Annotated in this window: 26 protein-coding genes and 1 riboswitch; of the genes, 16 read left to right on the forward strand and 10 right to left on the reverse strand. The window is 72.4% G+C overall.

Annotation, left to right across the window (positions count from 1 at the left end):
• Nucleotides 1-3 precede the first annotated feature (3 nt).
• The 3 genes from FH610_RS01185 to FH610_RS01195 are packed head-to-tail and all read left to right on the forward strand — an operon-like array spanning nucleotide 4 to nucleotide 2,550.
• Nucleotides 4-792 (forward strand): NADH-quinone oxidoreductase subunit B family protein, encoded by a 789-nt coding sequence (locus tag FH610_RS01185; RefSeq protein ID WP_139572263.1) that lies wholly within the window; start codon nucleotides 4-6, stop codon nucleotides 790-792.
• Nucleotides 789-2,090 (forward strand): Ni/Fe hydrogenase subunit alpha, encoded by a 1,302-nt coding sequence (locus FH610_RS01190; RefSeq protein WP_139572264.1) that lies wholly within the window; start codon nucleotides 789-791, stop codon nucleotides 2,088-2,090. Before FH610_RS01185 ends, FH610_RS01190 begins: the two co-directional genes overlap by 4 nt.
• Nucleotides 2,083-2,550, forward strand: coding sequence for a hydrogenase maturation protease (locus tag FH610_RS01195; protein WP_139572265.1), 468 nt, complete (start codon nucleotides 2,083-2,085; stop codon nucleotides 2,548-2,550). The genes FH610_RS01190 and FH610_RS01195 overlap by 8 nt, the downstream gene beginning before the upstream one ends.
• On the opposite strand, the gene FH610_RS01200 is transcribed toward FH610_RS01195, so the two are convergent.
• Nucleotides 2,441-2,932, reverse strand: a complete 492-nt coding sequence (locus tag FH610_RS01200) for an OsmC family protein (protein ID WP_161627876.1) — start codon at nucleotides 2,930-2,932, stop codon at nucleotides 2,441-2,443. The two genes, FH610_RS01195 and FH610_RS01200, sit on opposite strands and share 110 nt — an antisense overlap.
• Before the next feature lie 176 nt (nucleotides 2,933-3,108).
• On the opposite strand from FH610_RS01200, the gene FH610_RS01205 reads away from it, so the two are divergent.
• Both FH610_RS01205 and FH610_RS01210 read left to right on the forward strand, forming a co-directional pair.
• Entirely contained in the window at nucleotides 3,109-4,791 is a 1,683-nt protein-coding gene (locus FH610_RS01205; protein ID WP_139572267.1) for a GAF domain-containing sensor histidine kinase, read from the forward strand.
• A gap of 22 nt (nucleotides 4,792-4,813) precedes the next feature.
• On the forward strand, nucleotides 4,814-5,746 hold the full coding sequence (locus tag FH610_RS01210) for a universal stress protein (protein WP_240808679.1): 933 nt from the start codon (nucleotides 4,814-4,816) through the stop codon (nucleotides 5,744-5,746).
• Nucleotide 5,747: 1 nt separating this feature from the next.
• Here the strand turns inward: FH610_RS01210 and FH610_RS01215 are convergent, their stop codons facing one another.
• Nucleotides 5,748-6,308: a CBS domain-containing protein gene (locus tag FH610_RS01215; RefSeq protein WP_161627877.1), complete on the reverse strand. Its 561-nt coding sequence runs from the start codon at nucleotides 6,306-6,308 to the stop codon at nucleotides 5,748-5,750.
• 196 nt (nucleotides 6,309-6,504) lie between these two features.
• Here FH610_RS01215 and FH610_RS01220 point away from each other — a divergent pair, with 196 nt between their 5' ends.
• From FH610_RS01220 to FH610_RS01230, 3 genes are all read left to right on the forward strand, one after another.
• Nucleotides 6,505-7,011: a CBS domain-containing protein gene (locus FH610_RS01220; RefSeq protein ID WP_139572269.1), complete on the forward strand. Its 507-nt coding sequence runs from the start codon at nucleotides 6,505-6,507 to the stop codon at nucleotides 7,009-7,011.
• 69 nt (nucleotides 7,012-7,080) lie between these two features.
• Complete coding sequence (locus FH610_RS01225; RefSeq protein WP_139572270.1) at nucleotides 7,081-7,710, forward strand: MBL fold metallo-hydrolase; 630 nt, start codon at nucleotides 7,081-7,083, stop codon at nucleotides 7,708-7,710.
• A 157-nt stretch (nucleotides 7,711-7,867) separates the two neighbouring features.
• On the forward strand, nucleotides 7,868-10,759 hold the full coding sequence (locus FH610_RS01230; RefSeq protein WP_205825445.1) for a family 43 glycosylhydrolase: 2,892 nt from the start codon (nucleotides 7,868-7,870) through the stop codon (nucleotides 10,757-10,759).
• A 15-nt stretch (nucleotides 10,760-10,774) separates the two neighbouring features.
• Here FH610_RS01230 and FH610_RS01235 read toward each other — a convergent pair whose 3' ends face one another.
• On the reverse strand, nucleotides 10,775-11,575 hold the full coding sequence (locus FH610_RS01235) for a hypothetical protein (protein ID WP_205825446.1): 801 nt from the start codon (nucleotides 11,573-11,575) through the stop codon (nucleotides 10,775-10,777).
• 66 nt (nucleotides 11,576-11,641) lie between these two features.
• Complete coding sequence (locus FH610_RS01240) at nucleotides 11,642-12,439, reverse strand: glycerophosphodiester phosphodiesterase (protein WP_139572272.1); 798 nt, start codon at nucleotides 12,437-12,439, stop codon at nucleotides 11,642-11,644.
• 234 nt (nucleotides 12,440-12,673) lie between these two features.
• Between FH610_RS01240 and arfA the strand changes: the two genes are divergently transcribed.
• Complete coding sequence (gene arfA / locus FH610_RS01245) at nucleotides 12,674-14,182, forward strand: arabinosylfuranosidase ArfA (RefSeq protein WP_139572273.1); 1,509 nt, start codon at nucleotides 12,674-12,676, stop codon at nucleotides 14,180-14,182.
• A 181-nt stretch (nucleotides 14,183-14,363) separates the two neighbouring features.
• Here the strand turns inward: arfA and FH610_RS01250 are convergent, their stop codons facing one another.
• Nucleotides 14,364-15,050: a CBS domain-containing protein gene (locus FH610_RS01250; RefSeq protein ID WP_139572274.1), complete on the reverse strand. Its 687-nt coding sequence runs from the start codon at nucleotides 15,048-15,050 to the stop codon at nucleotides 14,364-14,366.
• A 276-nt stretch (nucleotides 15,051-15,326) separates the two neighbouring features.
• Here FH610_RS01250 and FH610_RS01255 point away from each other — a divergent pair, with 276 nt between their 5' ends.
• The gene (locus FH610_RS01255) at nucleotides 15,327-16,196 is read left to right on the forward strand and encodes a universal stress protein (protein ID WP_139572275.1); all 870 of its coding nucleotides are present in this window, start codon (nucleotides 15,327-15,329) and stop codon (nucleotides 16,194-16,196) included.
• Between the two features lie 73 nt (nucleotides 16,197-16,269).
• On the opposite strand, the gene FH610_RS01260 is transcribed toward FH610_RS01255, so the two are convergent.
• Nucleotides 16,270-17,619, reverse strand: a complete 1,350-nt coding sequence (locus FH610_RS01260; protein ID WP_139572276.1) for a glycoside hydrolase family 30 protein — start codon at nucleotides 17,617-17,619, stop codon at nucleotides 16,270-16,272.
• A 946-nt stretch (nucleotides 17,620-18,565) separates the two neighbouring features.
• On the reverse strand, nucleotides 18,566-18,997 hold the full coding sequence (gene tsaA, locus FH610_RS01265) for a tRNA (N6-threonylcarbamoyladenosine(37)-N6)-methyltransferase TrmO (RefSeq protein WP_139572277.1): 432 nt from the start codon (nucleotides 18,995-18,997) through the stop codon (nucleotides 18,566-18,568).
• 33 nt (nucleotides 18,998-19,030) lie between these two features.
• Here tsaA and FH610_RS01270 point away from each other — a divergent pair, with 33 nt between their 5' ends.
• A complete protein-coding gene (locus FH610_RS01270; protein ID WP_225897481.1) occupies nucleotides 19,031-19,639 on the forward strand; it encodes a YceI family protein in 609 nt (202 codons plus the stop codon).
• A 72-nt stretch (nucleotides 19,640-19,711) separates the two neighbouring features.
• Nucleotides 19,712-20,515 carry an NAD-dependent protein deacetylase gene (locus tag FH610_RS01275; RefSeq protein ID WP_139572744.1) on the forward strand — a complete coding sequence of 268 codons (804 nt, stop codon included), beginning with the start codon at nucleotides 19,712-19,714 and terminating at the stop codon, nucleotides 20,513-20,515.
• A 7-nt stretch (nucleotides 20,516-20,522) separates the two neighbouring features.
• On the opposite strand, the gene FH610_RS01280 is transcribed toward FH610_RS01275, so the two are convergent.
• Complete coding sequence (locus FH610_RS01280) at nucleotides 20,523-21,278, reverse strand: CbtA family protein (protein WP_240808681.1); 756 nt, start codon at nucleotides 21,276-21,278, stop codon at nucleotides 20,523-20,525.
• A gap of 10 nt (nucleotides 21,279-21,288) precedes the next feature.
• A complete protein-coding gene (locus FH610_RS01285; protein ID WP_139572278.1) occupies nucleotides 21,289-21,501 on the reverse strand; it encodes a CbtB domain-containing protein in 213 nt (70 codons plus the stop codon).
• A 31-nt stretch (nucleotides 21,502-21,532) separates the two neighbouring features.
• A riboswitch (cobalamin riboswitch) is annotated at nucleotides 21,533-21,696 on the reverse strand.
• 64 nt (nucleotides 21,697-21,760) lie between these two features.
• Here FH610_RS01285 and cobF point away from each other — a divergent pair.
• Genes cobF through FH610_RS01305 form a run of 4 tightly spaced genes read left to right on the forward strand, consistent with a single transcriptional unit; the run spans nucleotide 21,761 to nucleotide 25,213 of the window.
• Nucleotides 21,761-22,519: a precorrin-6A synthase (deacetylating) gene (gene cobF, locus FH610_RS01290; protein ID WP_139572279.1), complete on the forward strand. Its 759-nt coding sequence runs from the start codon at nucleotides 21,761-21,763 to the stop codon at nucleotides 22,517-22,519.
• Nucleotides 22,516-23,733, forward strand: coding sequence for a precorrin-6y C5,15-methyltransferase (decarboxylating) subunit CbiE (cbiE, locus tag FH610_RS01295; RefSeq protein ID WP_139572280.1), 1,218 nt, complete (start codon nucleotides 22,516-22,518; stop codon nucleotides 23,731-23,733). Before cobF ends, cbiE begins: the two co-directional genes overlap by 4 nt.
• A complete protein-coding gene (gene cobM, locus FH610_RS01300) occupies nucleotides 23,733-24,485 on the forward strand; it encodes a precorrin-4 C(11)-methyltransferase (RefSeq protein ID WP_139572281.1) in 753 nt (250 codons plus the stop codon). The genes cbiE and cobM overlap by 1 nt, the downstream gene beginning before the upstream one ends.
• Nucleotides 24,473-25,213, forward strand: coding sequence for a cobalt-precorrin-6A reductase (locus tag FH610_RS01305; protein ID WP_139572282.1), 741 nt, complete (start codon nucleotides 24,473-24,475; stop codon nucleotides 25,211-25,213). The genes cobM and FH610_RS01305 overlap by 13 nt, the downstream gene beginning before the upstream one ends.
• On the opposite strand, the gene FH610_RS01310 is transcribed toward FH610_RS01305, so the two are convergent.
• On the reverse strand, nucleotides 25,201-26,697 hold the full coding sequence (locus tag FH610_RS01310) for a precorrin-2 C(20)-methyltransferase (RefSeq protein ID WP_139572283.1): 1,497 nt from the start codon (nucleotides 26,695-26,697) through the stop codon (nucleotides 25,201-25,203). The two genes, FH610_RS01305 and FH610_RS01310, sit on opposite strands and share 13 nt — an antisense overlap.

Below are 26,697 nucleotides of genomic sequence, written 5' to 3' on the forward strand. Positions count from 1 at the left end.
GTGGTGGACAGGGCGCCTCGGCTGGCCGTGTGGAAGTTCGCCTCGTGCGACGGGTGCCAGCTCACGTTCCTCGACTGTGAGGACGAGCTGCTCTCCGTGGCGGCCCGGGTGGAGATCGCCTACTTCCTGGAGGCGTCCAGCGCCCCCGGGCCCGGCCCGTACGACCTGTCGCTCGTGGAGGGGTCGATCACCACGCCCGAGGACCTGGAGCGGATCAGGCACGTGCGGCGCGTGTCGAAGCGCCTGGTCACGATCGGCGCGTGCGCCACCGCCGGGGGCATCCAGGCGCTGCGCGACTTCGCCGACGTCAAGGAGTTCGCCGCGGTCGTCTACGCCCGGCCCGACTACATCGCCACCCTGGACCGCTCGACCCCCGTCGCCGCACACGTGCCGGTCGACTTCGAGCTGCGCGGCTGCCCGCCGGACAGGCACCAGCTGCTCGAAGTGATCTCGGCGTTCCTCGCCGGGCGGCGGCCGGTCGTGCCCGCGCACAGCGTGTGCGTGGAGTGCAAGGCCAGGGGCAACGCCTGCGTGATGGTCGCGCACGGCACCCCCTGCCTGGGGCCGGTCACCCAGGCGGGCTGCGGGGCGCTGTGCCCGACGTTCAACCGGGGCTGCTACGGCTGCTTCGGGCCGATGGAGAGCCCCAATCACGCCTCGCTGAACCACTGGATGCGCGGCCTCGGGATGAGCACCCCCGAGCTGGTGCGGATCTATCGGACCTACCACGCCACCACCGAGCCGTTCCGGAGGGCGGCGGAGGAGGCGCAGGAGTCCGGGGAGGAGGAGTGACGCACAAGACGGTGCGGATCGGGGCGCTGACCCGGGTCGAGGGCGAGGGCGCGCTGGTGGTGCACGCCCGCGACGGCCGGATCACCGGCCTGGAGCTGCGGATCTACGAGCCGCCCCGGTTCTTCGAGGCGATGCTGCGGGGCCGGGGCCACACCGAGCCGCCCGACATCACCGCCCGCATCTGCGGCATCTGTCCCGTCGCGTACCAGATGAGCGCCTGCCAGGCGATCGAGGCGGCCTGCGGGGCCGAGGTCACCGGGCCGCTGCGCGACCTGCGGCTGCTGCTGTACTACGGCGAGTGGATCGAGTCGCACGCGCTGCACGTCTACCTGCTGCACGCGCCCGACTTCCTCGGCTACGACAGCGGCGTCGCGATGGCCGCCGACCGCCGCGACCTGGTGGAGCGCGGGCTCGAACTGAAGAAGGCGGGCAACGAGCTGATCACCGCGATCGGCGGGCGGCCCATCCACCCCGTCAACGTCAAAGTGGGCGGCTTCTATCGGGTGCCCGCCCGGCGCGAGCTCGCCCCCGCTGCCGAGCGTCTGCGCCGCGCCCGCGACCACGCCCTCGCCACCGTCGCCTGGGTCGCCGGGTTCGACTTCCCCGACGTCGAGCACGACTACCGGTTCCTCGCGCTGCGCCACCCCGGCGAGTACGCCATCCTGTCCGGCACGGTCGTCACCGGCGACGGATACGGCCCGGTCTCCGGCTTCGAGGTGGCGCGGTGGCCGGACCACGTGATCGAGGAACAGGTGCCGCACTCCACGGCGCTGCACGCCCGGCTCGACGGCGCGACCGGCTACCTCACCGGCCCCCTGGCCCGCTACGCGCTCAACTCGGCGCGGCTGTCCCCGCTCGCCCGGGAGGCGGCCGCCGCCGCAGGACTCGGCCGCGTCTGCCGCAACCCCTACCGCGGCATCGTGGTGCGGGCCGTGGAGATCCTGCACGCGTGCGACGAGGCGCTGCGCCTCCTCGACGGGTACGCCGAGCCGGAGCGCCCGTGCGTGCCGGTCGAGCCCCGGCCGGGCGTCGGCCACGGCGCGTCGGAGGCCCCGCGCGGCACGCTCTACCACCGCTACCGGCTCGACGACGGCGGACTGGTCGCCGAGGCCGACATCGTGCCGCCCACCGCGCAGAACCAGGCGCGCATCGAGGCGGACCTGCGCGACCTGCTGGCCCCGCGCCTCACCCTGCCCGAGGACGAACTGGCCGGTCTCTGCGAGAAGGCGATACGCAACCACGACCCCTGCATCTCCTGCTCGGCCCACTTCCTCGACTTCCGGGTGAACCGTGGGTGAAAGCGTGGTCATCGGCCTCGGGAGCGATCTGCGCGGCGACGACGCGGCGGGCCTGGAGGTCGCCCGGCTGCTGAGGGGCACGCTGCCGTCGTCCGTCGCGGTGGTGGAGAACTCCGGAGACCCGGCGGCGCTGATCGAGGCGTGGTCGGGCGCGGCGCTCGCGATCGTGGTCGACGCGGTCTCCTCCGGTGCTCCGCCCGGCACCGTACACATGCCCCTGCAGATGCCCGTGCACCCGCCTGTGCGGGCCGGGTCTCACTCTCTCGGACTGGCCGACGCCGTCGAGCTGGGACGCGCCCTCGGTCGCCTGCCGGACGAGCTGGTCGTCGCCGGCATCGAGGGCGGCGACTTCACCCCTGGGGCCCCGATGACCGCGCCGGTCCTGGCCGCGGTCCGCCGTACGGCCGATGAACTGCGGGAACGGCTGTCTCGGGAACGGCCTGGCGGACCTCGAACGTGACCCGCGGCGGCACCCGCAGCGTGGTGCACACGGCGCAGTGCTCCAGGACCGACAGGAGCGAGGCACGCAGCCCCGCGGGCAGGCCGGGAGCCTCCACCGACAGCTCGATCGAGTCGATCCGCCCGGGGCAGACGCCCAGGCCGTAGCGCGCGGTCACGCCCACCCCGGCGGGCAGCTGGCGCTGGCGCAGGTAGCGTTCGGCGCAGCAGGCGACACCCGCGGCCACGCTGCCCACGAACAGCTCGGCCGGAGTGGGGCCGGTGTCGCTCCCGCCGACGTCCGCGGGCTGGTCGGCGCGGACCACGTGGCGCCGGATCCGGACGTCGAACCGGTCGGCTCCGTGCCAGGCGACCCGGATGACGCCGTCACGCGGCTCACTCATGGCGCACCCCCGCGTCCGATTCGGCTCTATCCGAGTATGTCCGTGGCCGGTGGCGGGTGGGCGCATACGGAGCGTAAGAAGCCGGTTGCGACATCGCAAAGAACAGGAGCCCGGAGTGCCCTGGTTTGCGACACTCCAACTGGGGGGCATGCGTGGCGCCGACGGGGGAGCGGACCATGATCCCGCAGACGCACCTGGACGGGTTGCTGGCCGAACTGCACACGAGGCTGCAGGCGGTCCTGTCGACGCGCGACCGGGTCCACGCGTTGCTGGAGGCGGTCGTCTCGGTGGGCGGGGATCTCGATCTGGAGACCGTGCTGCACCGGATCGTCGAGACCGCCGCCACGCTGGTCGACGCCAGATACGGCGCGCTCGGCGTGATCGGGGAGGACAACACCCTCGCCCGCTTCGTCCCGGCGGGGCTGAGCGAGGAGGAGATCGCCGGGATCGAGCACTGGCCCCACGGTCTGGGCCTGCTCGGGCTGCTGATCAAGGAACCCCGGCCCCTGCGGCTGCCCCGAATCTGCGACCATCCCGAGTCGTACGGCTTCCCGCCCGGCCATCCCCCGATGGCGGGCTTCCTCGGCGTGCCCGTACGGGTCCGGGGTCGGGTGTTCGGCAACCTCTATCTGACGGAGAAGCGCGGGGGAGGGGAGTTCGACGAGGACGACGAGGCGATCGTCGTGGCCCTCGCCAGCGCCGCCGGGGTGGCGATCGAGAACGCTCGCCTGTACGAGGACACCCGCCGCAGGGAGACCTGGCTGCAGGCGTCGGCGGAGATCACGAGGAGCCTGCTGTCCGGCGCCGAGACGCCGCGGGTGCTGACGCTGATCGCCCGCCGTGCCCGGCGGATGGCCGGCGCCGACGCGGTGGCGATCCTGCTGCCGGAGGACGGCGGCCGGACGCTGCGGGTCGCGATCGCGGACGGCGTGCCCGGCCCGGCCCGGGGGCGCCGCCTGCCCGTCGAGGGCTCGCTGGCCGGGCAGGCGTTCGTCTGCGCGGAGCCCCGCGTGGTCACCGACCTGAATGACACCGACCTGGGTGACACCGACCTCCTCGCGGCGGTCGGGGGGACGGGAGCGGCGTGCGCCGTGCCGTTGGGGGGCCCGGGAGCGGTGCGCGGAGTGCTGTCGCTGGGCAGACGGCCCGGCCGCGTCCCGTTCAGCCGCGCGGAGGTGTGCATGGTCCACTCCTTCGCCGGGCACGCGGCCGTCGCGATCGAACTGGACGAGGCACGCAGGGACGCCGAGCGGCTCGGCCTGCTGGAGGACCGCGACCGCATCGCCAAGGACCTGCACGACGTGGTCATCCAGCGGCTGTTCGCGGTCGCGATGACGCTGACCGGCGCCGCGCGGCTGGTGGATCACCCGGAGGCGGCCGCGCGGCTGCGGACCGCCATCGACGAGCTCGACGGCACGATCCGGCAGATCCGCTCCACCATCTTCGCCCTGCGGGCCCCGGCCGGCGCCCCCGGGCTGCGCGCCCGGCTCGTCGAGCTGGTCGAGGGCGCGCGGGGGCCCCTCGGCTTCCTGCCGGCCCTGTGCATGGACGGGCAGCTCGACACCCGCGTGCCCGCCCCGGTCGGGGAGCACCTGCTGGCCGTGGCGCGGGAGGCGATCTCCAACGTGGTGCGGCACGCCCACGCCACCCGCGCCACCGTCACCGTGCGCCTGGACAAGGACCGGCTGACCCTGCTCGTGGAGGACGACGGGGTCGGCATCCCGGCGCGGGGACGCCGCAGCGGCCTGCGCAACCTGAGCGAGCGCGCCGAGAGCCTGGGCGGGTCGTGCGCCGCCGAGGCCCGCGCCGCGGGGGGAACACGCCTGTGCTGGAGCGTCCCGCTGCCGTCGACGCCATGAGGAGACGCCGTGAGGAGACGCCGTGAGGAGGCATCGCGCCATGACCGAGCCGTTCAGTGATCCGGTCGTCGATCCCGTCGTCGATCCGGTCGTCGTCGGCACCGACGGGTCCGCCGGGGCGATCCGGGCGGTGGAGTGGGCGGCCGACCACGCCGGCCTGCGGGGCCTGCCCCTGCGGGTGGTCCACGCCGTCGAGCGCCTGCCGTACGACGTCCCGCGCTATCCCATCCCCGACAGCTACGACAGGCTGGCACCCTCCGGGCGGCAGCTCCTCGACCACGCCGAGCGGGTAGCCCGCGACCGGCGGCCCGGCCTCGACGTGACGACGGAACTGGCCGAGGGACGTCCCGGCCGCGTCCTGCGGGACCAGGCCGCCCGCGCCGCCGAAGTGGTGCTCGGCAGCCACGGCGCGGGCGGCTTCCCCGGCATGCTGCTCGGGTCGGTGGGCAACCAGGTCGCCGGGCACGTGGCCGTGCCGGTCGTCGTCGTACGGCCGGCGCCCCCGGAGGCGCTGGCCGAGATCGTGGTGGGGTTCGACTGCTCGGAGGCGTCCGGGCCCGCCCTGGCGTACGCGTTCGATGAGGCGCGGCTGCGCGGCCACCGGGTGCGGATCGTCTGCGCCTGGGAGCCGCCGGTGCCGTACGGGCCCGTGATCGCCACGGACCTGGACGACATGCGGCGGGCCGCGGAGGACTACGCGCGCGGCGAGCTGCAGCCGTGGCAGGGCGGGTACGCCGAGGTCAAGACCGAGCTGGACATGATCCGCGCCCATCCGGTCTCCGCGCTCATCGAGGCGTCGTCCCGGGCCGTCCTGCTCGTCGTCGGCTCCCACGGACGCAACGCCTTCACCGCGGCCGTGCTCGGCTCGGTGAGCCGCGCCGTGCTCGCCCACGCGCACTGCCCGGTCGCCGTGGTGAGAGGAGCCCGGTTGCGAGAGGCGGCGGCAGGGCGGTGAGTCACCGGAGGAGGCGGGCCGGCCGCACCCCCGGGACGGTCCGCTCCAGCAGGTCGGCCACGTGCCCGGGGCCCTGGCCCTCGGGACCGTGCAGGTCGATCTCGCCGTCGCGCACGAGCACCTCCCAGGACGTCTCGGAGGGGTAGCGCTCGCGCAGAGCGGCCAGGACGGCCTCGCGTAGCTCGTCGTCCGACCTGGCCAGCAGCGCCATGAGGTCGCGGCGGCTGACCATCCCGACGACCCGCTCGTCGCGCAGCACCGGCACGCTCTTGACCCTCTTCGCGATCATGAGGTCCGTCAGCACCCGCGCGTCCGTGGTGTCCTCGACCGTGCTCACCTGGCGCGACATGACGTCCCCCACGGCGCGGGGCGCCGAGACGCCCGGCGCGAACGCGCCGCACAGCAGGTCGATCTCGCTGACCATCCCGACCAGTTCGCCGTGCTCCCCGAGCACGGGGGCGGCCGTGATGTCGTGGTCGTACAGCACCCGGATCGCCCGCCGCACGGAGTCGTCGCGGCGCAAGGTGATCGCCGGGCTGCTCATGACCTCACCGGCCAGCATGGCCCACCTCCCCCGTCTGTCGCCGTCGTGGTCACCGCACGGTGATTCCAACGCCGCCATTCCACCGCCGCCGGGGCCGTACGGGCAGGTGTCGGAGGTCCCCGGCGGTCGGGTCTTTGGGCCCGTGCGGGGCTCGCGCCCGGGTGGTCGGATAGAGGTGGCCCGATCCAGGGCGCGCCGCCCGCGGGGAGGAACGATGACGGTAGAAGCCATGACCGCCGCCGACGTGATGAGCAGGGTGCTCGTGACCGTGAAGCCGGACGAGTCGCCCCTCATGGCTTGGGAACTCATGCGCCGCGGGTCGATGCATCACCTGCCCGTGGTGGATTCAAATTCCCGCATCATCGGCGTGCTCACGCGGGAGGACATCGCGGCCCACTGGTCGGGCGGGCCGGCGGAGCAGTCGAGCAGCCAGGTGCGCCAGCTGCTGAGCGGGCGCAGATGCCCGCACGTGCCGCCGGACGCGTCGCTCCCCGCCGTGGCCGCCGTCATGCTGGAGTCGGGGGTGGACGTCGTCCCGGTCATCGGGGCCTCCGGCACCCTGCAGGGTCTCGTCACCGTGACCGACGTGCTCGTGGCGGTCGCGGGCAGGCGGGGGGCCGCGCCCCCGCACGAGGAGGTGTCGGCCGGGATGTTCCGCCTGGAGCCGGTGCTGCCGCCCAAGCCCTCGCGGACGGCCGAGGACCAGCGGCAGGGGCCGTGACCCCCGGTCGTGACTCCTGGGAAACCGTGTGCAGAATAAGGGCATGTTCCGCACGGTGGTGATCATCAAGTGAGTGCCCGTATCGACCATGCCGTCACGTCGGGCACCTTCAGCCTGGACGGCCAGACCTTCGACGTCGACAACAACGTATGGGTGCTCGGCGACGACGCCGAGTGCGTGGTGTTCGACGCGCCCCACGACGTCAAGGCGATCACGGACGTGATCGCGGGCCGGCGCGTCCTGGCCATCCTCGCCACCCACGCCCACGACGACCATGTGCGGGTCGCGCCGGACCTGTCGGAGGCCACCGGGGCGCCCGTCCTGCTGCACCCGGCCGACCTGCCGGTCTGGCGGCTCACCCACCCCGATCGCGAGCCCGGCGGCACGCTGTCCGACGGGCAGGTCATCGAGGTCGCCGGAACCCGCCTCGAAGTGCTCCACACTCCCGGGCACGCTCCCGGCGCCTGCTGCTTCCACGCGCCCGACCTGGGCGTCGTCTTCACCGGCGACACCCTGTTCCAGGGCGGTCCCGGTGCGACCGGGCGCTCGTTCTCCGACTTCGGCGTGATCATCGACTCGATCCGCGACCGCCTGCTGGTCCTGCCGCCCGAGACGGTCGTCCACACCGGCCACGGCGACAGCACGACGATCGGCGCGGAGCTGCCGCACCTCGACGAGTGGATCCGCCGGGGCCACTGACACCCGGGCCTCACGCGGGTCTTGACGATCAGCCGCCCCGCGGTTGACACTCACGAGACCGATTCACCCGCCCCCGACACGTACGGGGGGCGGCGTGGGTCTCGTGATGTTAACGTTAACAAGGCCCGGTGGTCCCGAGCCGCCGGCGGGAGAGACGATGCACAGCCGCACCACCCCCCCACGACGCCTCCCTCGCTCCCCCCGCCTCGCCCTCGCGGCCGTCGCCGCGCTGTCCCTGGTGGCGGGCCCGCTCGTGACCCCGGCGCACGCGGCCGGCGCGGCGGATCCGGCCGGTCTGCTGCTGCGGTACACGTTCGACGAGACGGGCGGCACCGTCGTCCACGACGCCTCGGGCCACGGCAACGACGGCGGCTACGAGCGGACGCCCGCCTTCGGCCAGGGCGTCGAGGGCGGCTCGTTCAAGATGGCCGGAGGGTCGTCCTCCTCCACGACCGCGCCGTACGTGAAGATCCCGAACGGTGTGCTGAAGGGCCGCAGCGGCGTCACCGTCGCCACGTACGTGAAATGGAACGCCTCCACGACGGTGAACCAGTGGCTGTACGGCCTCGGCCCGGACAGCACCAGATACCTGTTCACCTCGCCCTACAACGGCAGCAAGATCCTCTACTCGGCGATGACGACCGGCGGCTGGCAGGCCGAGTCGAAGCTGTCCGGGGGGCCGGCCCTGCCGGGCGGCGCCTGGAAGCACGTCGCGGTGACCGTCGACGGCGACAGCAGGACGGCCGTCATGTACCTCGACGGCACCGCGGTGGCGCGCGCGACCGATGTCCCGGTCAAGCCCTCCGACCTGTACGACGCGACCAAGGACTACACGGGATACATCGGGAAGTCGCTCTACTCGGCCGACCCCTACTTCGCCGGTGAGGTGGACGACTTCCGGATCTACGACCACGCGCTGTCGGCGACCGAGGTGCTCCAGGTCTCCGGCAATACGGCCGCCGTCGGCGCGGCCACGCTGCCCGAGCTCAAGGTCCCGGCGATCGTGGACGGCACGAACGGCAGGATCGTCCTGCCGGTGAGGGAGGGCACCGACCTCACCCGGCTCGCGCCCGCGTTCACGCTGGTCCCGGGGGCGAGCATCAGCCCGGCCTCCGGCACCGTGCGCGATCTGTCCGAGCCGGTCACCTACACCGTCACCGGCTCCGACGGCGCCCGGCGGACGTGGACGGTCGAGGCACGGGTGATGAAGAGCCCCGTGATCCCCGGCCTGTACGCCGACCCGAACATCACCGTGTTCGGCGACACGTTCTACATGTATCCGACCACCGACGGCTTCGCCGGCTGGAGCGGCACGCAGTTCCACGCGTTCTCGTCCAAGGACCTGGTCCACTGGACCGACCACGGCGTCGTCCTCGACCTCGGGCCCGACGTGAGCTGGGCCGACAACAGCGCCTGGGCGCCGACGATCGCCGAGCGGAACGGCACGTACTACTTCTACTTCAGCGGCGGCATGGCCACCGGCAACACCGGCAAGCACCTCGGCGTCGCCGTGTCCGACTCGCCGACCGGGCCGTTCAGGGACGCCCTGGGCAAGCCGCTGGTGGCGGCCGGGACCTACAGCGGCCAGATGATCGACTCGGACGTGTTCGTCGACGACGACGGCCGGGCGTACCTCTACTGGGGCAACGGCAACTCCTACCAGGTGCCGCTGAACGACGACATGGTGTCGTTCGACCCCGCCAAGGTGAGGACGTACAAGCCGAGCGGCTACAACGAGGGCTCGTTCGTCTTCAAGCGCGGCGGGATCTACTACTTCATGTGGTCGGAGAACGACACGCGCGACGAGAACTACCAGGTCGCGTACGCCACCGGCGCCTCGCCGCTCGGCCCGTGGACCAAGCAGGGCGTGATCCTGCAGAAGGACCCGTCCCTCGGGATCAAGGGCACCGGCCACCACTCCATCGTACGGGTGCCCGGCACCGACGACTGGTACATCGCCTATCACCGCTTCGCCGTCCCCGGCGGCGACGGCACCCACCGGGAGACCACGATCGACCGGATGGAGTTCGACGAGAACGGCCTGATCAAGAAGGTCGTGCCGACGCTGGAGAGCGTCGGCCCGGTGTCGGTCGCGAACGCCGGGCCGGACGCCAAGGGCAGCGAGGGCTCAGCGATCCGGCTGGCCGGGTCGGCCAGCGGCGCGGCCAAGTGGAGCTACGAGCCCGGCGAGGGCGTCGACTCCGGCGCGACCTGCTCCTTCTCGGATCCCGGCGCCGCCGAGACCGCCGTCACCTGCGGCGACGACGGGACCTACACCGTCACGCTGACCTCCGGCCGCAGCCGCGACACCGCGAAGGTGACCGTCGCCAACGCCGCCCCCGAGGCCGGGGACGTCGTCACGCCCGCCGGCCCGGTCGAGGCCGGCACGCGCGTGACCCTCTCGGCCCCGGCCGGCGACCGGGGCGCGAACGACGAACTCACCTGCACGGTGGACTGGAAGGACGGGACCACCTCGTCCGGCGCGGTCGCCGGCGGGACCTGCACGGCCCGGCACACCTACGCGAAGCCGGGCGTCCGCGAGCCCGCTGTCACCGTCGCCGACGACGACGGCGCGACCGCCACGGCGACCGGCCGTCCGGTGGTCGTGTACGACCGGGACGCCGGCTTCGTCACCGGCGGCGGCTGGATCGACTCGCCCTCCGGCGCCTACCGCGCCAACCCCGCGCTGACCGGCATGGCCACCTTCGGGTTCGTGGCCAAGTACGCGAAGAACGCGGCTGGGAAGGACGACGCGGTCCCGATCGGGAACACGTCCTTCTCGTTCCAGGCCGGGCGCCTGAGCTTCCAGTCCACGGCGTACGACTGGCTCGTGGTCTCGGGCGGGGAGGTCCGCTACCGCGGCATCGGGACGGTCGGCGGCGCCGGGCGGTACGGCTTCGAGGTCGTCGCCCGCGACGGCGACACCCGCGACGGGGACGGTGTGGACCGCTTCGCCGTCCGGATCTGGGACGAGAGGACCGGCGACGTGATCTACCAGAACGGAGCCGGTGACGAGGCCCACGGCAGCGTCGTCGTCCACGCCACGTAGGCCTGGCGCGTGAGCCTACTGCGCGACCCGGACCCCGGTGACGGTGAAGCGCTCGACCTCCGCCACGTGGCCGCCGGTGCTGGCGACGAGGGTGAGCGTCCGGCCCGGGGCCGCGCGGAAGGTCACGGTGGCGGACCAGGGGACGTCGTCCCCTCCGGCCGAGACGCAGCAGCGCTCGCCGAGGGGCCGGGCGCTCCCGGTCGCGCGCACGTGCACCCGGATGCTCTCGTCCACTCCGGTGATCCTGCCGCCCACCGTGACGGGTGAGGACACGAGAGCGCCATACCTGGGGGTGGTGAGGGAGAAGGTGGTGTCGTCGGTGCCCACCACCTCCCACGGCGCGTCCGGCCCGGTGCCGAACCTGACCAGGTGGATGACGGCGGCGATGCCGGGCCGTCCGCGGCCCTCGCCGCGGATGCCGACCGAGACGCGGGCGTCCCCGCCGGTCACCGTACGCTTGACCACCTGGTCGACGCCTGTGAAGCCCAGGAATCCCTGGGTGAAGGAGAGCGCGGTCCGTTCCGCGTCCAGGTGCCAGGGCTGGTGACCGCCCGAGTGGTAGCTCTCCTGCCAGTCCCGCACCTGTTCCTCGTCGGCGAACGGCCACAGCGGCTGGTAGCGGCCCGCCACGAGGGAACCCGCGGAGGGGGTGGGGGTGGTGGCCACCGGGCTGCTCCGCTGGACGGTTCCCGCACCGCTCTGCTGGAGGGTTCCCGGGCCGGTTCCGCACGCGCCCGCCAGCAGGCCGAGCGCGGCCAGCACGGCGGGCGCCCATCGGGCGCGGCCCGCCCGGCCGTTCGTTACACCGCCAGTCACGATGCGCACTCCCGCCACGAGAGGTTCCTTGACTGAGAGCATGCCCGGCGGGATGTCAGACATTCCCTATCGGCACTTGCCCCGCAGCCAGGCCCGGTATTCCCTGGGGTAGTTCGTCATGACGCTGCCCGGGGACTGGGTGAGCACGGCCTGCCACTGGGACACGTTGCCCTTCCACGAGGGAACCGGCTCGGTCCAGTGGACGCTGTCGGTCCACCGGCCGGCGGACCCCTTCAGCAGGGTGGGGTGACGCTTGGCCAGCTCGCTCTGGACCCAGGGGTCGTTGGAGTAGACCATGATCCGCTGCTTCGCCTGGCGTTCCCTGATCGGGTCGGAGATCTCCTTCCATCCCTGCGCCGCGAACTTGGGGTTCGTCAGGACGGGCTTGGTCTCGGGCTTGATCTCCAGGAGCGCGACCAGTCCCAGGGAGCGCGCCCGGTCGAGCCACTGCCGCAGCGAGTAGACCCGCTCGCCCTGGTAAGGCCCCCGGATGATGCGGCGGCCGGCCAGGTTCCCCGCGCCGTACGTCCACCAGATGCCGGTGAGTTTCTGCTGTGTGCCGGTCAGCCCGTGAGTGGTGCTGTTGTGCCACATCACAGCCTTGGTCCCCTCCTTGGTGAGCTGGACGTCGGCCTCGACGCCGTCGGCTCCCCAGGACTTCTGGTCGTGGAGCCCCCGCATGTTGTTGGGCTGGCGCATCTGGTCCTTCGCCCAGCCGTTCGCACCCTCGGGGTAACCCCCGTGCCCGAACACCAGCGGGCAGCGCGGCAGCGCGCTCGCCCCGGACGCCGTGGCAGGCGTGGCGCCCACCGTCGCGCCCGCGGTGAGGACGGCCGCCGCACACAGAGCAGTCGTGATCCTCATCGTCCAACCCCCGAGATCGCCTGTGTCGTCAGCGCGGCATCGTATTGGCATGGTCATCGGGAGATCAAGAAACGGCCGGACGGCGGTCATCGGTGCGATCCGAGCGCGAGGGAGCTGTTAGCGATAACAGCAGACGTGTCAATAGTCGAGTCTTCCGAAACGAGACCTTGACCATAGACAATGCGAACGCTAACAATCAGCTCGCGAGCCCCCTGCCCGCTGAAGGAGATCTTCGTGCTCCAGGCACAGCTGACCATCGATCCCGCCCACCGGGTGGCCCCCGTACGGCGCCGCACGTTCGGCACGTTCGTCGAGCACCTCGGCCGCTGCGTCTACACCGGTATCTACGAGCCAGGCCACCCCACGGCGGACGAGGAGGGGTTCCGCGGCGACGTACTCGCGCTCACCCGCGAGCTCGGCGTGACCACCGTGCGCTACCCCGGCGGCAACTTCGTCTCCGGCTACCGCTGGGAGGACGGCGTCGGCCCGCGCGAGCGGCGCCCCCGGCGGCTCGACCTCGCCTGGCACAGCACCGAGACCAACGAGATCGGGGTCGACGAGTTCGTCCGGTGGACCCGCGTGGCCGGCCTGGAGCCGATGATGGCGGTCAACCTCGGCACCCGCGGCGTGCAGGAGGCCGTGGACCTGCTCGAATACTGCAACATCCCGTCCGGCACCGCGCTGTCGGACCTGCGGATCGCCAACGGCGCCAAGGAGCCGCACGACATCCGCATGTGGTGCCTGGGCAACGAGATGGACGGCCCCTGGCAGATCGGGCACAAGACCGCCCGCGAGTACGGCAGGCTCGCCGCCGAGACCGCCCGGGCCATGCGCATGGTCGACCCCGGTCTCGAGCTGGTGGCCTGCGGCAGCTCCGGCTCCTCCATGCCGACCTTCGGCACCTGGGAGGCGACCGTCCTCGAGGAGACCTACGACCTGGTCGACCACGTCTCCTGCCACGCCTACTACGAGGAGAAGGACGGCGACCTCGGCGGTTTCCTGGCCTGCGCCAACGACATGGAGCACTTCATCTCCACGGTCGTCTCCACGGCCGACCAGGTGGGGGCCAGGCTCGGCTCCCGCAAGAAGATCTCCCTCTCCTTCGACGAGTGGAACGTCTGGTACATGAGCCGCGTCCAGGCGGCGGCGCCCCGGCAGGACTGGCCGGTCGCGCCGCCGCTCCTGGAGGACCACTACCACCTCGCCGACGCCGTGGCCTTCGGCAGCCTGCTCATCACGCTGCTGCGGCACAGCGACCGGGTCGCGGCGGCCTGCATGGCCCAGCTCGTGAACGTGATCGCGCCCATCATGACCGAGCCGGGCGGCCGGGCCTGGCGGCAGACGACCTTCCACCCGTTCGCGCAGGCCGCACGGCACGCCAGGGGCGACGTCGTACGGGTCGAGCCCGTCTGCCCGACGTACGAGACGGCCGAGTTCGGCGAGGTGCCCGTGCTCCACGCGGTCGCCACCCAGGACGAGGCGGGCATGACGCTGTTCGTGGTGAACAGGTCGACGACCGAGCCGCTGGAACTGGCGCTCGACGCGGGTCCGCTGGGCGCAGGTGGAGGCGCTGTGCGGATCGCCGAGGCGACGACGCTCACCCATGAGGACGTCTACGCCCGCAACACCGCCGACGACCCCGATCGGGTGGCGCCTCGGCCCAACACGGACCACCGGAGCGATCCGCTCCGGATCGTGCTGCCGCCGGTCTCCTGGAACGTGATCAGGCTGTCGAGGGCCTGACCGGCGACCGCCCTGCACTCGTTGGCCGCCGTCCTGCGGCAGCGCGTCTACGGGTGGGTCATCGAGCCGGGGCAGGGGCCGCGCACCCCTGCCCCGGCTTCTCTGTCCAGGCCGCCGGTCACCTCCTCGCCCCGAGGAACCTCGACGCGATCCGCGCTTTTCGTGATCAATTCGCCCGGCTCTACGTGGGGGCGTCGTCCTCCGTCCACCGCAGTTCGTCCACGACGTCGACGACGCCGCTGACCCTGCGCGTCATGCGCACGGCGATCCGCGCGGCGCTGTGCCGGTCCATCTGGCCGGTGAGCGTCACCACGCCGTGGTGGACGTGGACGCCCACCCTGGAGGTGTCGGCCCACAGGCTCCGGCCGAGGATCTCCACGCGCACCTCGCGCTCGATGTCGCCGTCCGCGCGTACGAACGTCTTGAGCAGGTCGTGGCGGCTGACGATGCCCCGCAGCCGGCCCTCGGCGTCCACGACGGGCAGCCGCTTGACCCCGTGCTCGTCCATCAGGCGGGCGGCCGCGACCGTGGTCGTGCCGGCGGTGACCGTGACGGCGGGGGAGGTCATCAGGTCGGCGGCCGTCTCACCGGCCGCCTTGGTCCGCGCCCCGGCCTCCTGGCCGAGGCGGGCGCGCAGCCGCGCGCGCAGCGGCGGCCGGTAGCCCTCGCGGTAGTACTGCTCCCTGAACTCCTCCTTGCGCAGTAGATCGGTCTCGGAGACGACGCCGATCACGCGGCCGTCCCCGTCCACGACGGGAACGGCGCCCACGGCGCGGGCGATCAGCACTTCGGCGATGTCCCTGAACGGCGTGCCGGCGTGGACGGACGCGACGTCCGTGGTCATGACGTCCTGCACCTTCATGTGCATGGCGGCCTCCCTTCCGGTCGCGGGGCGCCGCCTTTCTGTTCGGGGGAGCGGCCCGCGACTTCCATCCCATCCCCGGGCCGGGCCCACGGGCAGGGCCGAAGGTCCCCGCCGCCGTTCCGGCCTTCGCGCCGGGCCCGGGCGCGCCGGGCGGGCGGAAGTCCCTCCGCTTGAGGACTTTCGTCTGCTGCGCCACGGGCAGCGGACACGGTGCGATGGTGGCCGGGAGCACCAACCCCCTCGCGCCCGCGTACCGCTTGAGCACAGGAGGAGAAGTACATGGCCGGACAGATCGTCGTCGCCGTCGACGGATCGAATCCAGCGACGGCGGCGCTGGAGTGGGCGGCGGACGACGCGCGGCGCCGGGGGGCCGCCCTGAGGATCGTCCACGTGCGAGAGCCGTGGGCGCACGAATACCCGTTCCACGCCGTCGAAGGCTTCGCCCAGTCCTACAGCGAGTTCTGCGAGGGCGTGCTCGCGGCGGCCGCCGCCCGCGCCCGCGAGATCGCCCCCGGCCTGGAGACGACCACGGAGCTCGTCGAGGGGACGGTCGTCGAGACCCTGCGCACCGGTTCGGCCGGTGCCGACGCCCTGGTGGTCGGCAGCCGGGGGATGGGCGGCTTCTCCGGCCTGGTCCTGGGCTCCGTCGGCCTCGGCCTGGCCGGTCACGCGGAGGTCCCTGTCGTGGTGGTGCGCAAACCGCACCGGGACGAGTACCACGAGGTCGTCGTCGGCTTCGACGGATCACCTCATTCGGAGGCGGCTCTGCAGTTCGCCTTCGAGGAGGCCCGGGCGCGGCACGGGCGGGTGCACGCGGTGTACGCCTGGGAGATGCCGATGTTCTCGCCCTTCGCGGTCGGATACGGAACGGCACTCCAGGAGATATTCGACAACGAGTGCCGGGCGGCGCGGCTGCGGCTCGCGCCGTGGCGCGACAAGCACCCGGACGTCCCGCTCGTCGAGTCGGCGGTCTGCGGCCACCCGGTCCCGGCGCTGGCCGAGGCCTCGCTCGTCGCCGACCTCGTGGTCGTCGGTTCCCGTGGACTGGGCGGCGTGCGCGGCGCGTTGATCGGCTCGGTCAGTCACGCCGTGCTGCACCGCGCGCACTGCCCCGTCGCGGTCGTACCGCCCCGTGACGGAGAGCGCTGAAGGCCCGGACCGGCCGAGGGCCCCACCGGCGCCGGAGCGCAGGAGCGGCCCTCGTGCAGCGATGCGGGACGAGTCAGCCGAGGACGATCGTGGTCAGGGCGCGCGGCGCGATCGTCACGCTCTTGCCGCGCAGGGCGACGGGGACCACCGCGTTGTTCTCGTCGGTCACGTACGCCCTCGCCCGGCCATGCCCCTTGATCGTGTCCCAGGTGACGGGGCCCGTGCCCGTGTTGAGGATCTCGATGACGCGGGAGCCGTCGGCGTTGCGGAACGCGGAGACCTTCAGCGCGGGGTCCGAGGCCGTCGCCCCGATCCGCACCGCGCCAGGCCTGATGAACCGGCTGTAGGCGGCCATCGCCCACAGCCGCTTCGACACCCTGTAGGTCTTGTTCGTGGTGTCAACGCTGATGAACGCCCTGGTGGAGCCGCTCGAGACCCCCAGCCAGTAGATGTAGGCGGAGGCGTTGCCGAGCGTGAGCGCGTCGTTGACGGCCTGCGCGACCGTCATGCCGTCCTGGCCGCTGCCGTCGTCCCATTTCTCGTCCCAGGTGTTGCCGCTGGGGCCCCACTCCGACATCCAGGTGTTCCGGTCCGTCGGCAGCGGGGAGGTCGGGGGGCTGGCGTAGGAGTGCCCGGTGTGGACCTTCACCCAGCGCCTCGCCTCGGGGTCGGCCTCGATCGCCTCCGTGTACGCCTTGGCCTGGTTCCAGCCGAACGAGTCGCAGCAGACCAGATTCACGTGTGCGGCCGTGGCCACCGGGCCGAGCACCTTGACGAACTGGGCGGCCTGCTCAGGAGTGAAGCGCATGGACTCGTAGGGGGCCGTCCAGTCGGGCTCGTTCGTGAAGCCCAAGTCGGTGATCTTGATCCCTTCCTGCTCGTAGAACTTCGCGTACTGCACGAGGTAGTTCGCGTAGGCTTGCTGCCACTCCGGCAGCAGCGTGCCGCCGTTCCTCGCGTCGCCGTTGTCCTTCATGTAGCCGGGGGCGCTCCAGGCGTCGGCGAAGAAGCGCTCGACCCCGTATCTCCGGGCCGCCTTCGCCATCCAGACCTGGCTGTTGTCGTCGCCGTCCCAGACGTACTTGGGCGGTGCGGCCGGGCCGCCCGGGTCTTCCGGCTGGATCGAGACCATCTGGTCGTACGGGACGCCCGCCGGCCTCGCTCCGATGCCGAGCCGGAGGACGCTGAGCCCGGCACCCTTCTCGCGGCTGAACCACAGGTCGAGGATCTCCCGCTGCTTGTCCTCCGGCAGGGCCTTGATCAGCTCATTGCGACGGAACGCGGTGGAGACGCCGAACCCGTCGATCTTCTGGTACTTGGCGCTGTTGTCGATGTCGATGGCGACCCCTGACGCGGCCGCCGGCTGCGCCTGCCAGATCAGTGGAACGACGAGCAGTGAGGCCAAGATCAGATGTCTACGCATGGCTACTCCGGTGTTCGGTTGTCAGGGGAGCTTTTGGTGCCAGAACAGGCATCTCGGGACCTTTCGGCAAGGCCGGCGGTTCGCGACAGGGCTTCGCGTGCGAGTCTCTCTCGGTGCGGCCAATCATTGATAGCGTTAACAATTGCGGCCGATGATTGGGGGTGGAGGAATTGTGCGCATACCTGAGATTGCCGGCGAACCCCGAAGTTTGGCAGGGCCCGGAAATCGCACTGAATGTGAACACCATAGTGATAGCACGCCGGATAGTCCCGCTCAATACGTCGGGCCGGATTGGCGAAAATTTCAGGCCGCTCCTCCGGTCCGAGGGGTGGGAACCCGCTCCTCGGCCGCAGGGTGCGCGCTGTGTCCGTCGGCCCTGGCGACGGATGCCTTCATGGGCGCTCCGCTCGCCATCGGCCGTCCCCGGCCATGTAAGGGCCGGATTGGTGGCGGCTCTGCCTGGGCAAACGCCTTGTCGTCATGGGGACCCCTCTCGGGGGTGCGCGGTCCCGGCAGCTGTGCGGACGCTCTTGACGGCTGTTAGCGGCGGGCCTAAAATCCGGGCCGAAATATCAGTCCGAGTCCGAAAGTTTCTGATCGATTACCGGTAATAGTTCACCCGCGGGCCCGGTGGGTGAAGCCGGGCGGCGGGCGGTCAGGGGGTTGTTCCGGCGTGTTCGCCGGCTCATGCGGCCGTCCTCCGCCACCCGGCGCGAAATCCCGCGTCGTCGAATTCCGCATGATCCGATCGCCTGTGAGCTTCGCGCCGAGTCGCACACCCGCCCTTTTCGGAAACGCCGAACGCATTCCCGCTGGGCCTTCGCTTACCACAACCCCACCAGAGCCCGGCGGCTGCGGATCTAGGGGGACCCCGTGACACGCGGGCTCAGAGCGTCAACCTCAGAGCGTCAACGAAATCTACAACGTAAAGGAGCTCGGGTGGTCGTCACCGCTCGACCGCGTCCAGCACCGGCTTGATGTCGATGACAGGAGTGCCGTCGATGGCCTCCAACGGGTGCACACGCAGGCCGCGGACCGGGTCGGCCTCCAGGACCGTGGCCCGGTGCAGGCCGATCGGGTTGGGGCGGTCCGGAGAGCGCGTGGCGAACACGCCCGTCAACGGGTTGCTCGTCTCTCCACGCGGGTGCACCCGCAGCGTTTCGCGATCGGCCTGGTGGAACCAGGTGAGGACGAGCACCTCGTCGCCCGCCGTCACCCCGTCGAGGGCCTCCGCGACGGCCGGGTCGACCTCCAGCCAGGCGTCCGGCGCTCCCTCGCGCCCCTGCCGCGGCGCCTCGGCTCGGTCGGTCAGCACGGACCGCACGACGCCGACGGGCCGCACGGTGAATGTCTCGGTGAATGTCTCAGACTCACTCATGATCCGTCTCCTTGGGACGATTGGATCACCACGATGTCATCTGGTGCCGACATCTCCGGCCCGTTCCGCGGGAATGCCCACGAAATGGACGTCGAGGCGGGCACGTACGCGTTGGGGCCGAGGTCCGGCCGGCTCCTGGTCCTCACCGGGCGCGCCGGGCTGGGCGCCAAGGCCGGGCATGATCTGACGATCGAGGTCACCCGGTGGCGGGGCGAGGCGGTGGTGACGCCGGACGATCCGGCGGGCTGCCGGGTGACGGTGGAGGCCGAGGTGGCCTCGATGCGGGTCCGGGAGGGCACGGGCGGAGTCAAGCCGCTCACCGACTCCGACCGCGTCGAGATCGAGAAGAACATGCGTGACAAGGTCCTCAAAGCGGATCAGCACCCTCTGGTCACGTTCCGGTCGACCCGGGTCGAGGGCGATCCCGAGGCGTTCCGCGTCGAGGGCGACCTGACGATCGTGGGCGTCACGCGGCCGGTCACGGTGGACGGTGCGCTGGCGGACGGGCGGGCCCGTGGCCGGGCGACCGTCGTGCAGTCCGAGTGGGGCATCCGCCCCTATTCCGCGTTCTTCGGGGCGCTCAAGCTGCGTGACGAGGTCGAGGTCATCTTCGACGTACGGCTGGGGGAGGGGCGGGGCTGACATGGGCGATGCTTCGGGCACCATGGATGCGTGACTGTGGTGCGCGACGCGGCGATTGCCGAGCGGTGGGGCATGCTGGCCGATCTCGTGACCGACGGCGAGGTGGTGGTCCTGAGCGGGGCCGGCCTGTCGACCGAGTCGGGGATCCCGGACTACCGAGGGGAGACCGGTCGCAGGCGCAGGGCCGAGCCGATGACCTACCAGACCTTCGTGAGCAGCGCCGCCGCTCGCAGGCGCTACTGGGCGCGCAGCCACCTGGGATGGCGTCACATCGTGGACGCCGCGCCCAACGCCGGGCATCGCGCGGTCGCCGAGCTGCAGCGCCGTGGCCTGGTCGCCGGGATCATCACCCAGAACGTGGACGGCCTGCACCAGGCGGCCGGCGCGCACGAGGTCGTCGAACTGCACGGCAGCCTGCATCGGGTGCGCTGCCTGGCCTGCGGCCATCGCACCTCGCGGCACGCGCTGGACCGGCGCCTGCGCGCGGCCAACTCCGGTTGGCGGGCCCGCTCGGCGATGATCAACCCGGACGGCGACGCCGTCCTGGCCGCGGACGAGATCGAGACGTTCCGCACGGTGGACTGCGAGGGCTGCGGCGGGGTGCTCAAGCCCGACGTGGTGTTCTTCGGCGAGAACGTGCCGCCGTCACGGGTCGAGGAGTGCTACGCGCTGACCGAGCGGGCCGGTCTGCTGCTTGTCCTGGGATCCTCGCTGACCGTCATGTCCGGATACCGGTTCGTCCGGCGCGCCGCCGCCCGCTCGATCCCCGTCGCGATCATCAACCAGGGGCCGACCCGGGGCGACGGCGAGGCGCTGATGACCTTCGACGTCCCGCTCGGACCGGCCCTCACCTCTCTCCTGGAGGCCCTCCGCTAGCGGGGAGTCAGGCTGTTCCGGCCGGATGGGGTCGCGCCTCGGTGCGGACATGCCGGCGCAGGGAACGCTCGGTGAGGCCGCCGAACAGCAGTCCGATGGCGGCCCACAGGACGAACTGCACGCCGAACGCCGACACCCTGAACCACCAGAGGGTGTCGGCGGGGAAGTCGCCGGAAACCTCGTTGACCCGGGGCAGCAGGGCGTACGAGACGCCTACGAGGACGGCGTAGACGACGATGCCCGCGAGGGTCGCGTTCCAGCCGCCCAACCGGGGCGACAGGGCGCGGCCCGCGTACGTCGCGACCGCGACGGCCAGCAGCGCGATCAGGATCATTGTGAAGTACAGCGCGGTCCGGCGGCCGATGGTGTCGGGGTTGCCGACGGCCGGGGGATTGGGCGGGTACTTCAGGATGGGGGTCACGTACACGACGGCGAATCCGGCGGACGCGACGACGAGGGCCGTGGCGCGGGCGCCGAGGGCGCCGAGGCGACCGTGGGCGAAGGCGTACGCGATGGAGAAGAAACCGCCGAGCGCGGCGCCGTAGACGAGCAGGGCGGTCAACAGGCCGATGGTCTCCTGGACGGTCCGGCTGACGAGTTCGGGCTCGGCTGCCTCCCCGGTCGCGGCGGCCTTGGTCTCCTCGATGGAGATGGCCGCGGCCACCTGGGGTTCGCCGGCGAACCAGGCCACGACGTACGCGAGCAGCGCGGCCGCGAGGCCGACGAGCATGCCGCGCACCAGCAGGGAGCGCATGGTGGGCATCCGGCGGGCCTCAGTGGCAGGGGAAGCCGAGGAGGTGGCGGCCGTCGTGCACGAACTCGTGCACGGTGTGCCCGCTGATGAGGTGGGTGGCGCCCTGCTCCGCGCCGACGAAGTAGACCAGGATGAGCCCGACCACGGCGGCGAAGATCGCCCAAGGCAGGATCTCGCGTACGGGGATGGTGACCGGCAGGGGCCGGGATACGGGAATGGCCGGCTGAGCCATGTGAATTTCTCCTCACGGGGTCGCTCGCCCCGGTGATGGAGGACAACGGGTCAGTGTCCTGACTCCCGGTTCATCGTGTCGCCCGACCTTCCAGCCGTCTCGGCCGTGGTCACAAGCGGGGACACTCACCGGTCACAGTGGCGGGACCGTCCTGGATTCGCACCAGGTTCCTGCGCACCGTCGCCTCTGTCTGTATTTGTCCTCTAGAGCGTGCACCGTCTGCATAAGTACGTCAAGCCGTGGTCCATACTCGTGACCTATGAAGCGCGTCCTCATCATCGGCATCGGCGCCGGGGACCCAGCCCATCTCACCTTCCAGGCCGCCGCGGCGATCGCGTCGGCGGACGTGTTCTTCCTGCTCGACAAGGGCGCAGAGAAGGACGGCCTGGTGCGGCTGCGGCGCGAGCTGATCGCGGCCCACGCGCGGGAGCCGTACCGGACGGTGGAGGCACGCGACCCGGAACGGGACCGGACGAGCGGCGCCTACGTGGAGGCGGTGGCCGACTGGCGGGCCCGCCGGGCCGACGTCTACGCGCGGCTCATCGCCGAGGAGGTGCCCGAGGACGGCGTCGGCGCGTTCCTCGTCTGGGGCGACCCCGCCCTGTACGACAGCACGATCGCCATCGTCGAGGACGTCCTGGCCAAGGGCGGGGAACCGTTCGACTACGAGGTGATCCCGGGGATCAGCAGCGTGTCGGCGCTGGCCGCGCGCCACCGCGTCAGCCTGACCCGGGTCGCCAAGCCGCTGCACATCACGACCGGCCGCCGGCTGCCCGCCGACGTCGAGGCCGCCGACGACATCGTGGTGATGCTCGACGCGGGATGCGCGTTCGCCGACCTGCCGGAGGCCGCCGGCGCGGACGTCTACTGGGGCGCGTACGTCGGGACCGAGGACGAGATCCTCCTCGCCGGGCCGGTGCGCGAGGTCGCCGGCGAGATCCGGCGGCTCAGGGCGCAGGCGCGCGAGGCGCACGGCTGGGTCATGGACACCTACCTGCTCAGGAAGCCCGCTCGATGAGACCGGTGTCGGTCGTCGGGATCGGCGCGGACGGCTGGGCCGGTCTCACCGACGCGGCGCGCGCCGAGCTGATCGCCGCGGACGTCGCGGTCGGGTCGGCCAGGCAACTCGCGCTGCTGCCCGCGTCGGTGGCCCCCGAGCGGGTGCCGTATCCGTCGCCGCTGGTCGCGGGGTTGCCGGGGCTGCTCGACACGCACGCGGGGCGCGCGGTCGTGGTGCTGGCGAGCGGCGATCCCATGTTCTTCGGGGTCGGCGCGACGCTGGCCCGGCTGCTCGGACCCGAGCGGCTGCGGGTGTTGCCGCACGTGTCGTCGGTGACGCTGGCCTGTGCGCGGCTCGGCTGGCCCGCCGAGGGCGTCGAGACCGTCAGCCTGGTCGGGCGTCCGCTCGCCGCGCTGACCGCCGCGCTCGCGCCTGGCCGTCGCGTCCTCGTCCTCAGCGCTGACGCGGGCACGCCCGCGCGGGTCGCCGCCTTGCTGACCGAACGGGGATACGGGGCGAGCCGCGTCACCGTCCTCGGCGATCTCGGCGCGGCGACCGAATCGCGCCGGGACGGCACGGCCGCCGGCTGGCCGGGCGCCGAGCCGATGCCGGCCCTGAACATCGTGGCGGTGACCTGTGCCGACGTCCCGGACGCCGAGCCACTGGGGTGGGTTAGCGGGCTTCCGGACGACGCGTACGAGTCGGACGGGCAGCTGACCAAGCAGGAGGTGCGGGCGGTCACCCTGGCCAAGCTGGCGCCCCTGCCGGGCGAGTTGCTGTGGGATGTGGGGGCGGGTTCGGGAAGCGTGGCCATCGAGTGGCTGCGCGTCCACCCCTCGTGCCGGGCCGTCGCCGTCGAGCGCGACCCCGTACGGGCGGACCGCGTCAGGCACAACGCGGACGCGCTGGGCGTGCCGCGCCTGCGGGTCGTCATCGGTTCCGCGCCGGACGCGCTGCACGGGCTGCCGGCCCCGGCGGCCGTCTTCGTGGGCGGCGGTGTGACGGGGGCCGGCGTGGTCGAGACCTGCTGGGCCGCCCTCGCCCCGGGCGGAAGGCTGGTTGCCAACGCGGTCACCGTGGAGTCGGAGGCGGTTCTCGCCACGTGGCACGCGCGGCTCGGCGGGGACCTCGTGCGGTTGTCGGTGCAGCGCGCCTCGCCGGTGGGCGGCTTCACCGGGTGGCGTCCCCTGATGCCGGTGACCATTTGGACGGCTCGGAAGGAGCGCGAGTAGTGACGGTTCGATTCATCGGCGCGGGGCCCGGCGCGGCCGACCTCATCACGGTGCGCGGGCTGCGCGCCCTGCAGGCGGCCCCGGTCTGCCTGTACGCGGGTTCGCTCGTGCCACGTGAGCTGCTCGCCGACTGCCCGCCCGGCGCGCGGCTCGTCGACACCGCCAACCTCACCCTGGACGAGATCATCGCCGAGATGACGGCGGCGCACGCCGCCGGGCTCGACGTGGCGCGGCTGCACTCGGGCGATCCCTCGCTGTTCAGCGCGGTCGCCGAGCAGATGCGCAGGCTCGACGCGCACGGTGTGCCGTACGAGGTGATCCCCGGCGTGCCCGCCTTCGCGGCCGCCGCCGCGGCGCTGGGGCGGGAGCTCACGGTGCCCGAGGTGAGCCAGACCATCATCCTGACCAGGACGTCGGCGCGGGCCACCCCGATGCCGGCCGGCGAGGACCTCGCGACGCTGTCGGCCAGCCGCGCCACGATGGTGCTGCACCTGGCCGTCCAGCGGATCGGCGCCGTCGTGACCGAGCTGCTGCCCGCGTACGGGGCGGACTGCCCGGTGGCGGTCGTCGCGCGGGCAAGCCGGGACGACGAGGAGATCATCAGGGGCACCCTGGACGACATCGCCGACCGGGTGGTCGCGGCGGGGATCAAGCGCACCGCCGTCATCGTGGTGGGCCGGGCGCTGGCGGCGCACGAGTTCCCCGACAGCCACCTCTACTCGGCCGAGCGAGACCGGGCGTGCTCGTCCTGATCCTCGGCGGCACCGCGGAGGCGCGGGCACTGGCGGCCGGGCTGGTCGCCCTGCCCGGTCTCCGGGTGGTGTCGTCGCTCGCCGGGCGGGTCGCCGACCCCCGGCTGCCGGTGGGCGAGGTCATATCGGGCGGCTTCGGCGGCCCGGAGGGGCTCACCCGGTGGATCGCCGAGCACGGCCCCGGCGCCGTGGTGGACGCCACGCATCCGTTCGCGCGCACGATGAGCGAATCGGCGGCGCGCGCGTGCGCGGCGACCGGCGTGCCGCTGCTCGGGCTGCGGCGTCCCGGCTGGCCCGAGGGGCCGGGGGACGCGTGGCTGCGGGTGCCGTCACTGAAGGCCGCGGCGGACGCGCTGCCCGCCCTCGGCAGCCGGGTGTTCCTCACGACGGGCCGCCGCAGCCTGCCGGTCTTCGCGCCGCTGACCGGGCTGTGGTTCCTGGCCAGGTCGGTGGACCCGCCGGAGCCGCCGGTGCCCGCGAACGTCCACGTGATCCTCGATCGGGGGCCTTACACGGTGGCGGGGGAGCGCGCCCTGATCGGCGAGCACCGGCTCGACGTGCTGGTCACCAAGGACAGCGGCGGGGAGCTGACCCGGGCCAAACTGGTCGCGGCGCGCGAGCTCGGGCTGCCGGTCGTCATGGTGGACCGGCCCCCGGCACCGGGCGGCGTGACCCAGGTGGCGGACGTCGCCGACGCCGTCACCTGGGTTCGCGATCACGCGGGATAGCGGCGCGGGGTGTAGACGGTCGCCCGGTCTGCGCGTTCGACGACGCGGGTGGTGGACGAGCCGATGATCAGCAGGCAGCGCATGTCGATCGTGGCCGGGTCGAGGTCGCCGAGCGTGGTGACCGTGACCGACTCCTGCGTGCCGCCGACGTCGCGGCCGACGACCACGGGCGTGGCCGGGTCGCGGTGTTCGAGCAGCAGGTCACGGGCCGCGGCGACCTGCCAGGTGCGGGTCTTCGACGCCGGGTTGTAGATCGCAAGCACGAGGTCGGCGCGGGCCGCGGCGGAGATCCGGCCCGCGACCACCTCCCACGGCTTGAGCTGGTCCGACAGCGACAGCACGCAGTAGTCGTGGCCGAGCGGCGCGCCGGCGCGGCTGGCCACGGCCTGCGCGGCGGTCAGGCCGGGCACCACCCGCACCGGGACGTCCGCGTAACGCGGGTCGGCGGCGGCCTCCAGCACCGCGCTGGCCATCGCGAACACGCCCGGGTCGCCCGACGACACGACCGCCACCCGCGCCCCGGCGAGGGCGAGGTCGAGCGCGTGGCGCGCGCGTTCGGCCTCGACGCGGTTGTCGGTACGGTGCCGGGTCTGGCGCGGGTTGGGTGCGACGCGGTCCACGTAGGGGCCGTATCCGACCAGATCGGTGGCCCCGGCGAGGACCTCCTGCGCCTCGGGGGTCAGCCAGGGCCGTCCGGCGGGGCCGAGGCCGACGACCGCGACCTCGCCGGGGCCGGTGCGTTCCGCGGTCTCCGGCACGAACGTGAGCTGGGCCGGGCTCGGGATCAGCGCCAGCGAGAAGTACGGCACGTGGCCGGGGTCCACGTCCTTGAGCGGGGCGACGCGCTGGGCGTCGGTGGTGGCGCGTTCGACGTACCAGGCCTCGTCGAGACGGCCCGCCTCGGCGAGGGCGTCGCGCACCTTCTCGAACGTGCGGCCCAGCTTGAGCACCGCCGCGGAATCCGTGCCGCGCAGCTTCTCGGCCAGCACGTCGGCGGGCAGGGTCCCGGGCAGGACCGTCAGCGTCTCGTCGCGTTCGACCAGCGGGCGGCCGAGCACGGCCGACGCGCCCGCGATCGACGTGACGCCGGGGACTACCTCGGCCGGGTAGCGGTGCGCCAGCCGCTTGTGCATGTGCATGTAGGAGCCGTAGAAGAGCGGGTCGCCCTCACACAAGACGACGACGTCGCGCCCGGCGTCCAGGTGGGCGGCCAGCCGGGCCGCGCAGTCGGCGTAGAAGTCGTCGAGCGCGCCCTGGTAGCCGCCGGGATGGTCGGTCGTCTCGGTCGTCAGGGGATACTGGAGCAGCTCCTCCACCTGGCCGTCGCGCATGTGGTGGGCGGCGATCGAGCGCGCGATGCTGCGGCCGTGCCGGGCGGCGTGGTAGGCGATCACGTCGGCCGCGCCGATCAGGCGGGCGGCCTTCACCGTCATCAGTTCGGGGTCGCCGGGGCCGAGGCCGACGCCGTAGAGGGTACCTGTCAC

It is taken from the genome of Microbispora catharanthi (genome assembly GCF_006334915.2).
Taxonomy (GTDB): domain Bacteria; phylum Actinomycetota; class Actinomycetes; order Streptosporangiales; family Streptosporangiaceae; genus Microbispora; species Microbispora catharanthi.

What these genes read in the sequence shown, in the direction of transcription:
- FH610_RS01215 (WP_161627877.1), bottom strand. Translation starts at nt 6,308, where the DNA reads ATGCTGGCCGGTGAGGTCATGAGCAGCCCGGCGATCACCTTGCGCCGC.
- FH610_RS01240 (WP_139572272.1), bottom strand. Translation starts at nt 12,439, where the DNA reads ATGAGGATCACGACTGCTCTGTGTGCGGCGGCCGTCCTCACCGCGGGC.
- FH610_RS01285 (WP_139572278.1), bottom strand. Translation starts at nt 21,501, where the DNA reads ATGGCTCAGCCGGCCATTCCCGTATCCCGGCCCCTGCCGGTCACCATC.
- tsaA (WP_139572277.1), bottom strand. Translation starts at nt 18,997, where the DNA reads ATGAGTGAGTCTGAGACATTCACCGAGACATTCACCGTGCGGCCCGTC.
- cobF (WP_139572279.1), top strand. Translation starts at nt 21,761, where the DNA reads ATGAAGCGCGTCCTCATCATCGGCATCGGCGCCGGGGACCCAGCCCAT.
- FH610_RS01200 (WP_161627876.1), bottom strand. Translation starts at nt 2,932, where the DNA reads ATGAGTGAGCCGCGTGACGGCGTCATCCGGGTCGCCTGGCACGGAGCC.
- FH610_RS01230 (WP_205825445.1), top strand. Translation starts at nt 7,868, where the DNA reads ATGCACAGCCGCACCACCCCCCCACGACGCCTCCCTCGCTCCCCCCGC.
- FH610_RS01255 (WP_139572275.1), top strand. Translation starts at nt 15,327, where the DNA reads ATGGCCGGACAGATCGTCGTCGCCGTCGACGGATCGAATCCAGCGACG.
- FH610_RS01275 (WP_139572744.1), top strand. Translation starts at nt 19,712, where the DNA reads ATGCTGGCCGATCTCGTGACCGACGGCGAGGTGGTGGTCCTGAGCGGG.
- FH610_RS01205 (WP_139572267.1), top strand. Translation starts at nt 3,109, where the DNA reads ATGATCCCGCAGACGCACCTGGACGGGTTGCTGGCCGAACTGCACACG.
- FH610_RS01270 (WP_225897481.1), top strand. Translation starts at nt 19,031, where the DNA reads ATGTCATCTGGTGCCGACATCTCCGGCCCGTTCCGCGGGAATGCCCAC.
- FH610_RS01280 (WP_240808681.1), bottom strand. Translation starts at nt 21,278, where the DNA reads ATGCCCACCATGCGCTCCCTGCTGGTGCGCGGCATGCTCGTCGGCCTC.
- FH610_RS01220 (WP_139572269.1), top strand. Translation starts at nt 6,505, where the DNA reads ATGACGGTAGAAGCCATGACCGCCGCCGACGTGATGAGCAGGGTGCTC.
- FH610_RS01250 (WP_139572274.1), bottom strand. Translation starts at nt 15,050, where the DNA reads ATGCACATGAAGGTGCAGGACGTCATGACCACGGACGTCGCGTCCGTC.
- cbiE (WP_139572280.1), top strand. Translation starts at nt 22,516, where the DNA reads ATGAGACCGGTGTCGGTCGTCGGGATCGGCGCGGACGGCTGGGCCGGT.
- FH610_RS01260 (WP_139572276.1), bottom strand. Translation starts at nt 17,619, where the DNA reads ATGCGTAGACATCTGATCTTGGCCTCACTGCTCGTCGTTCCACTGATC.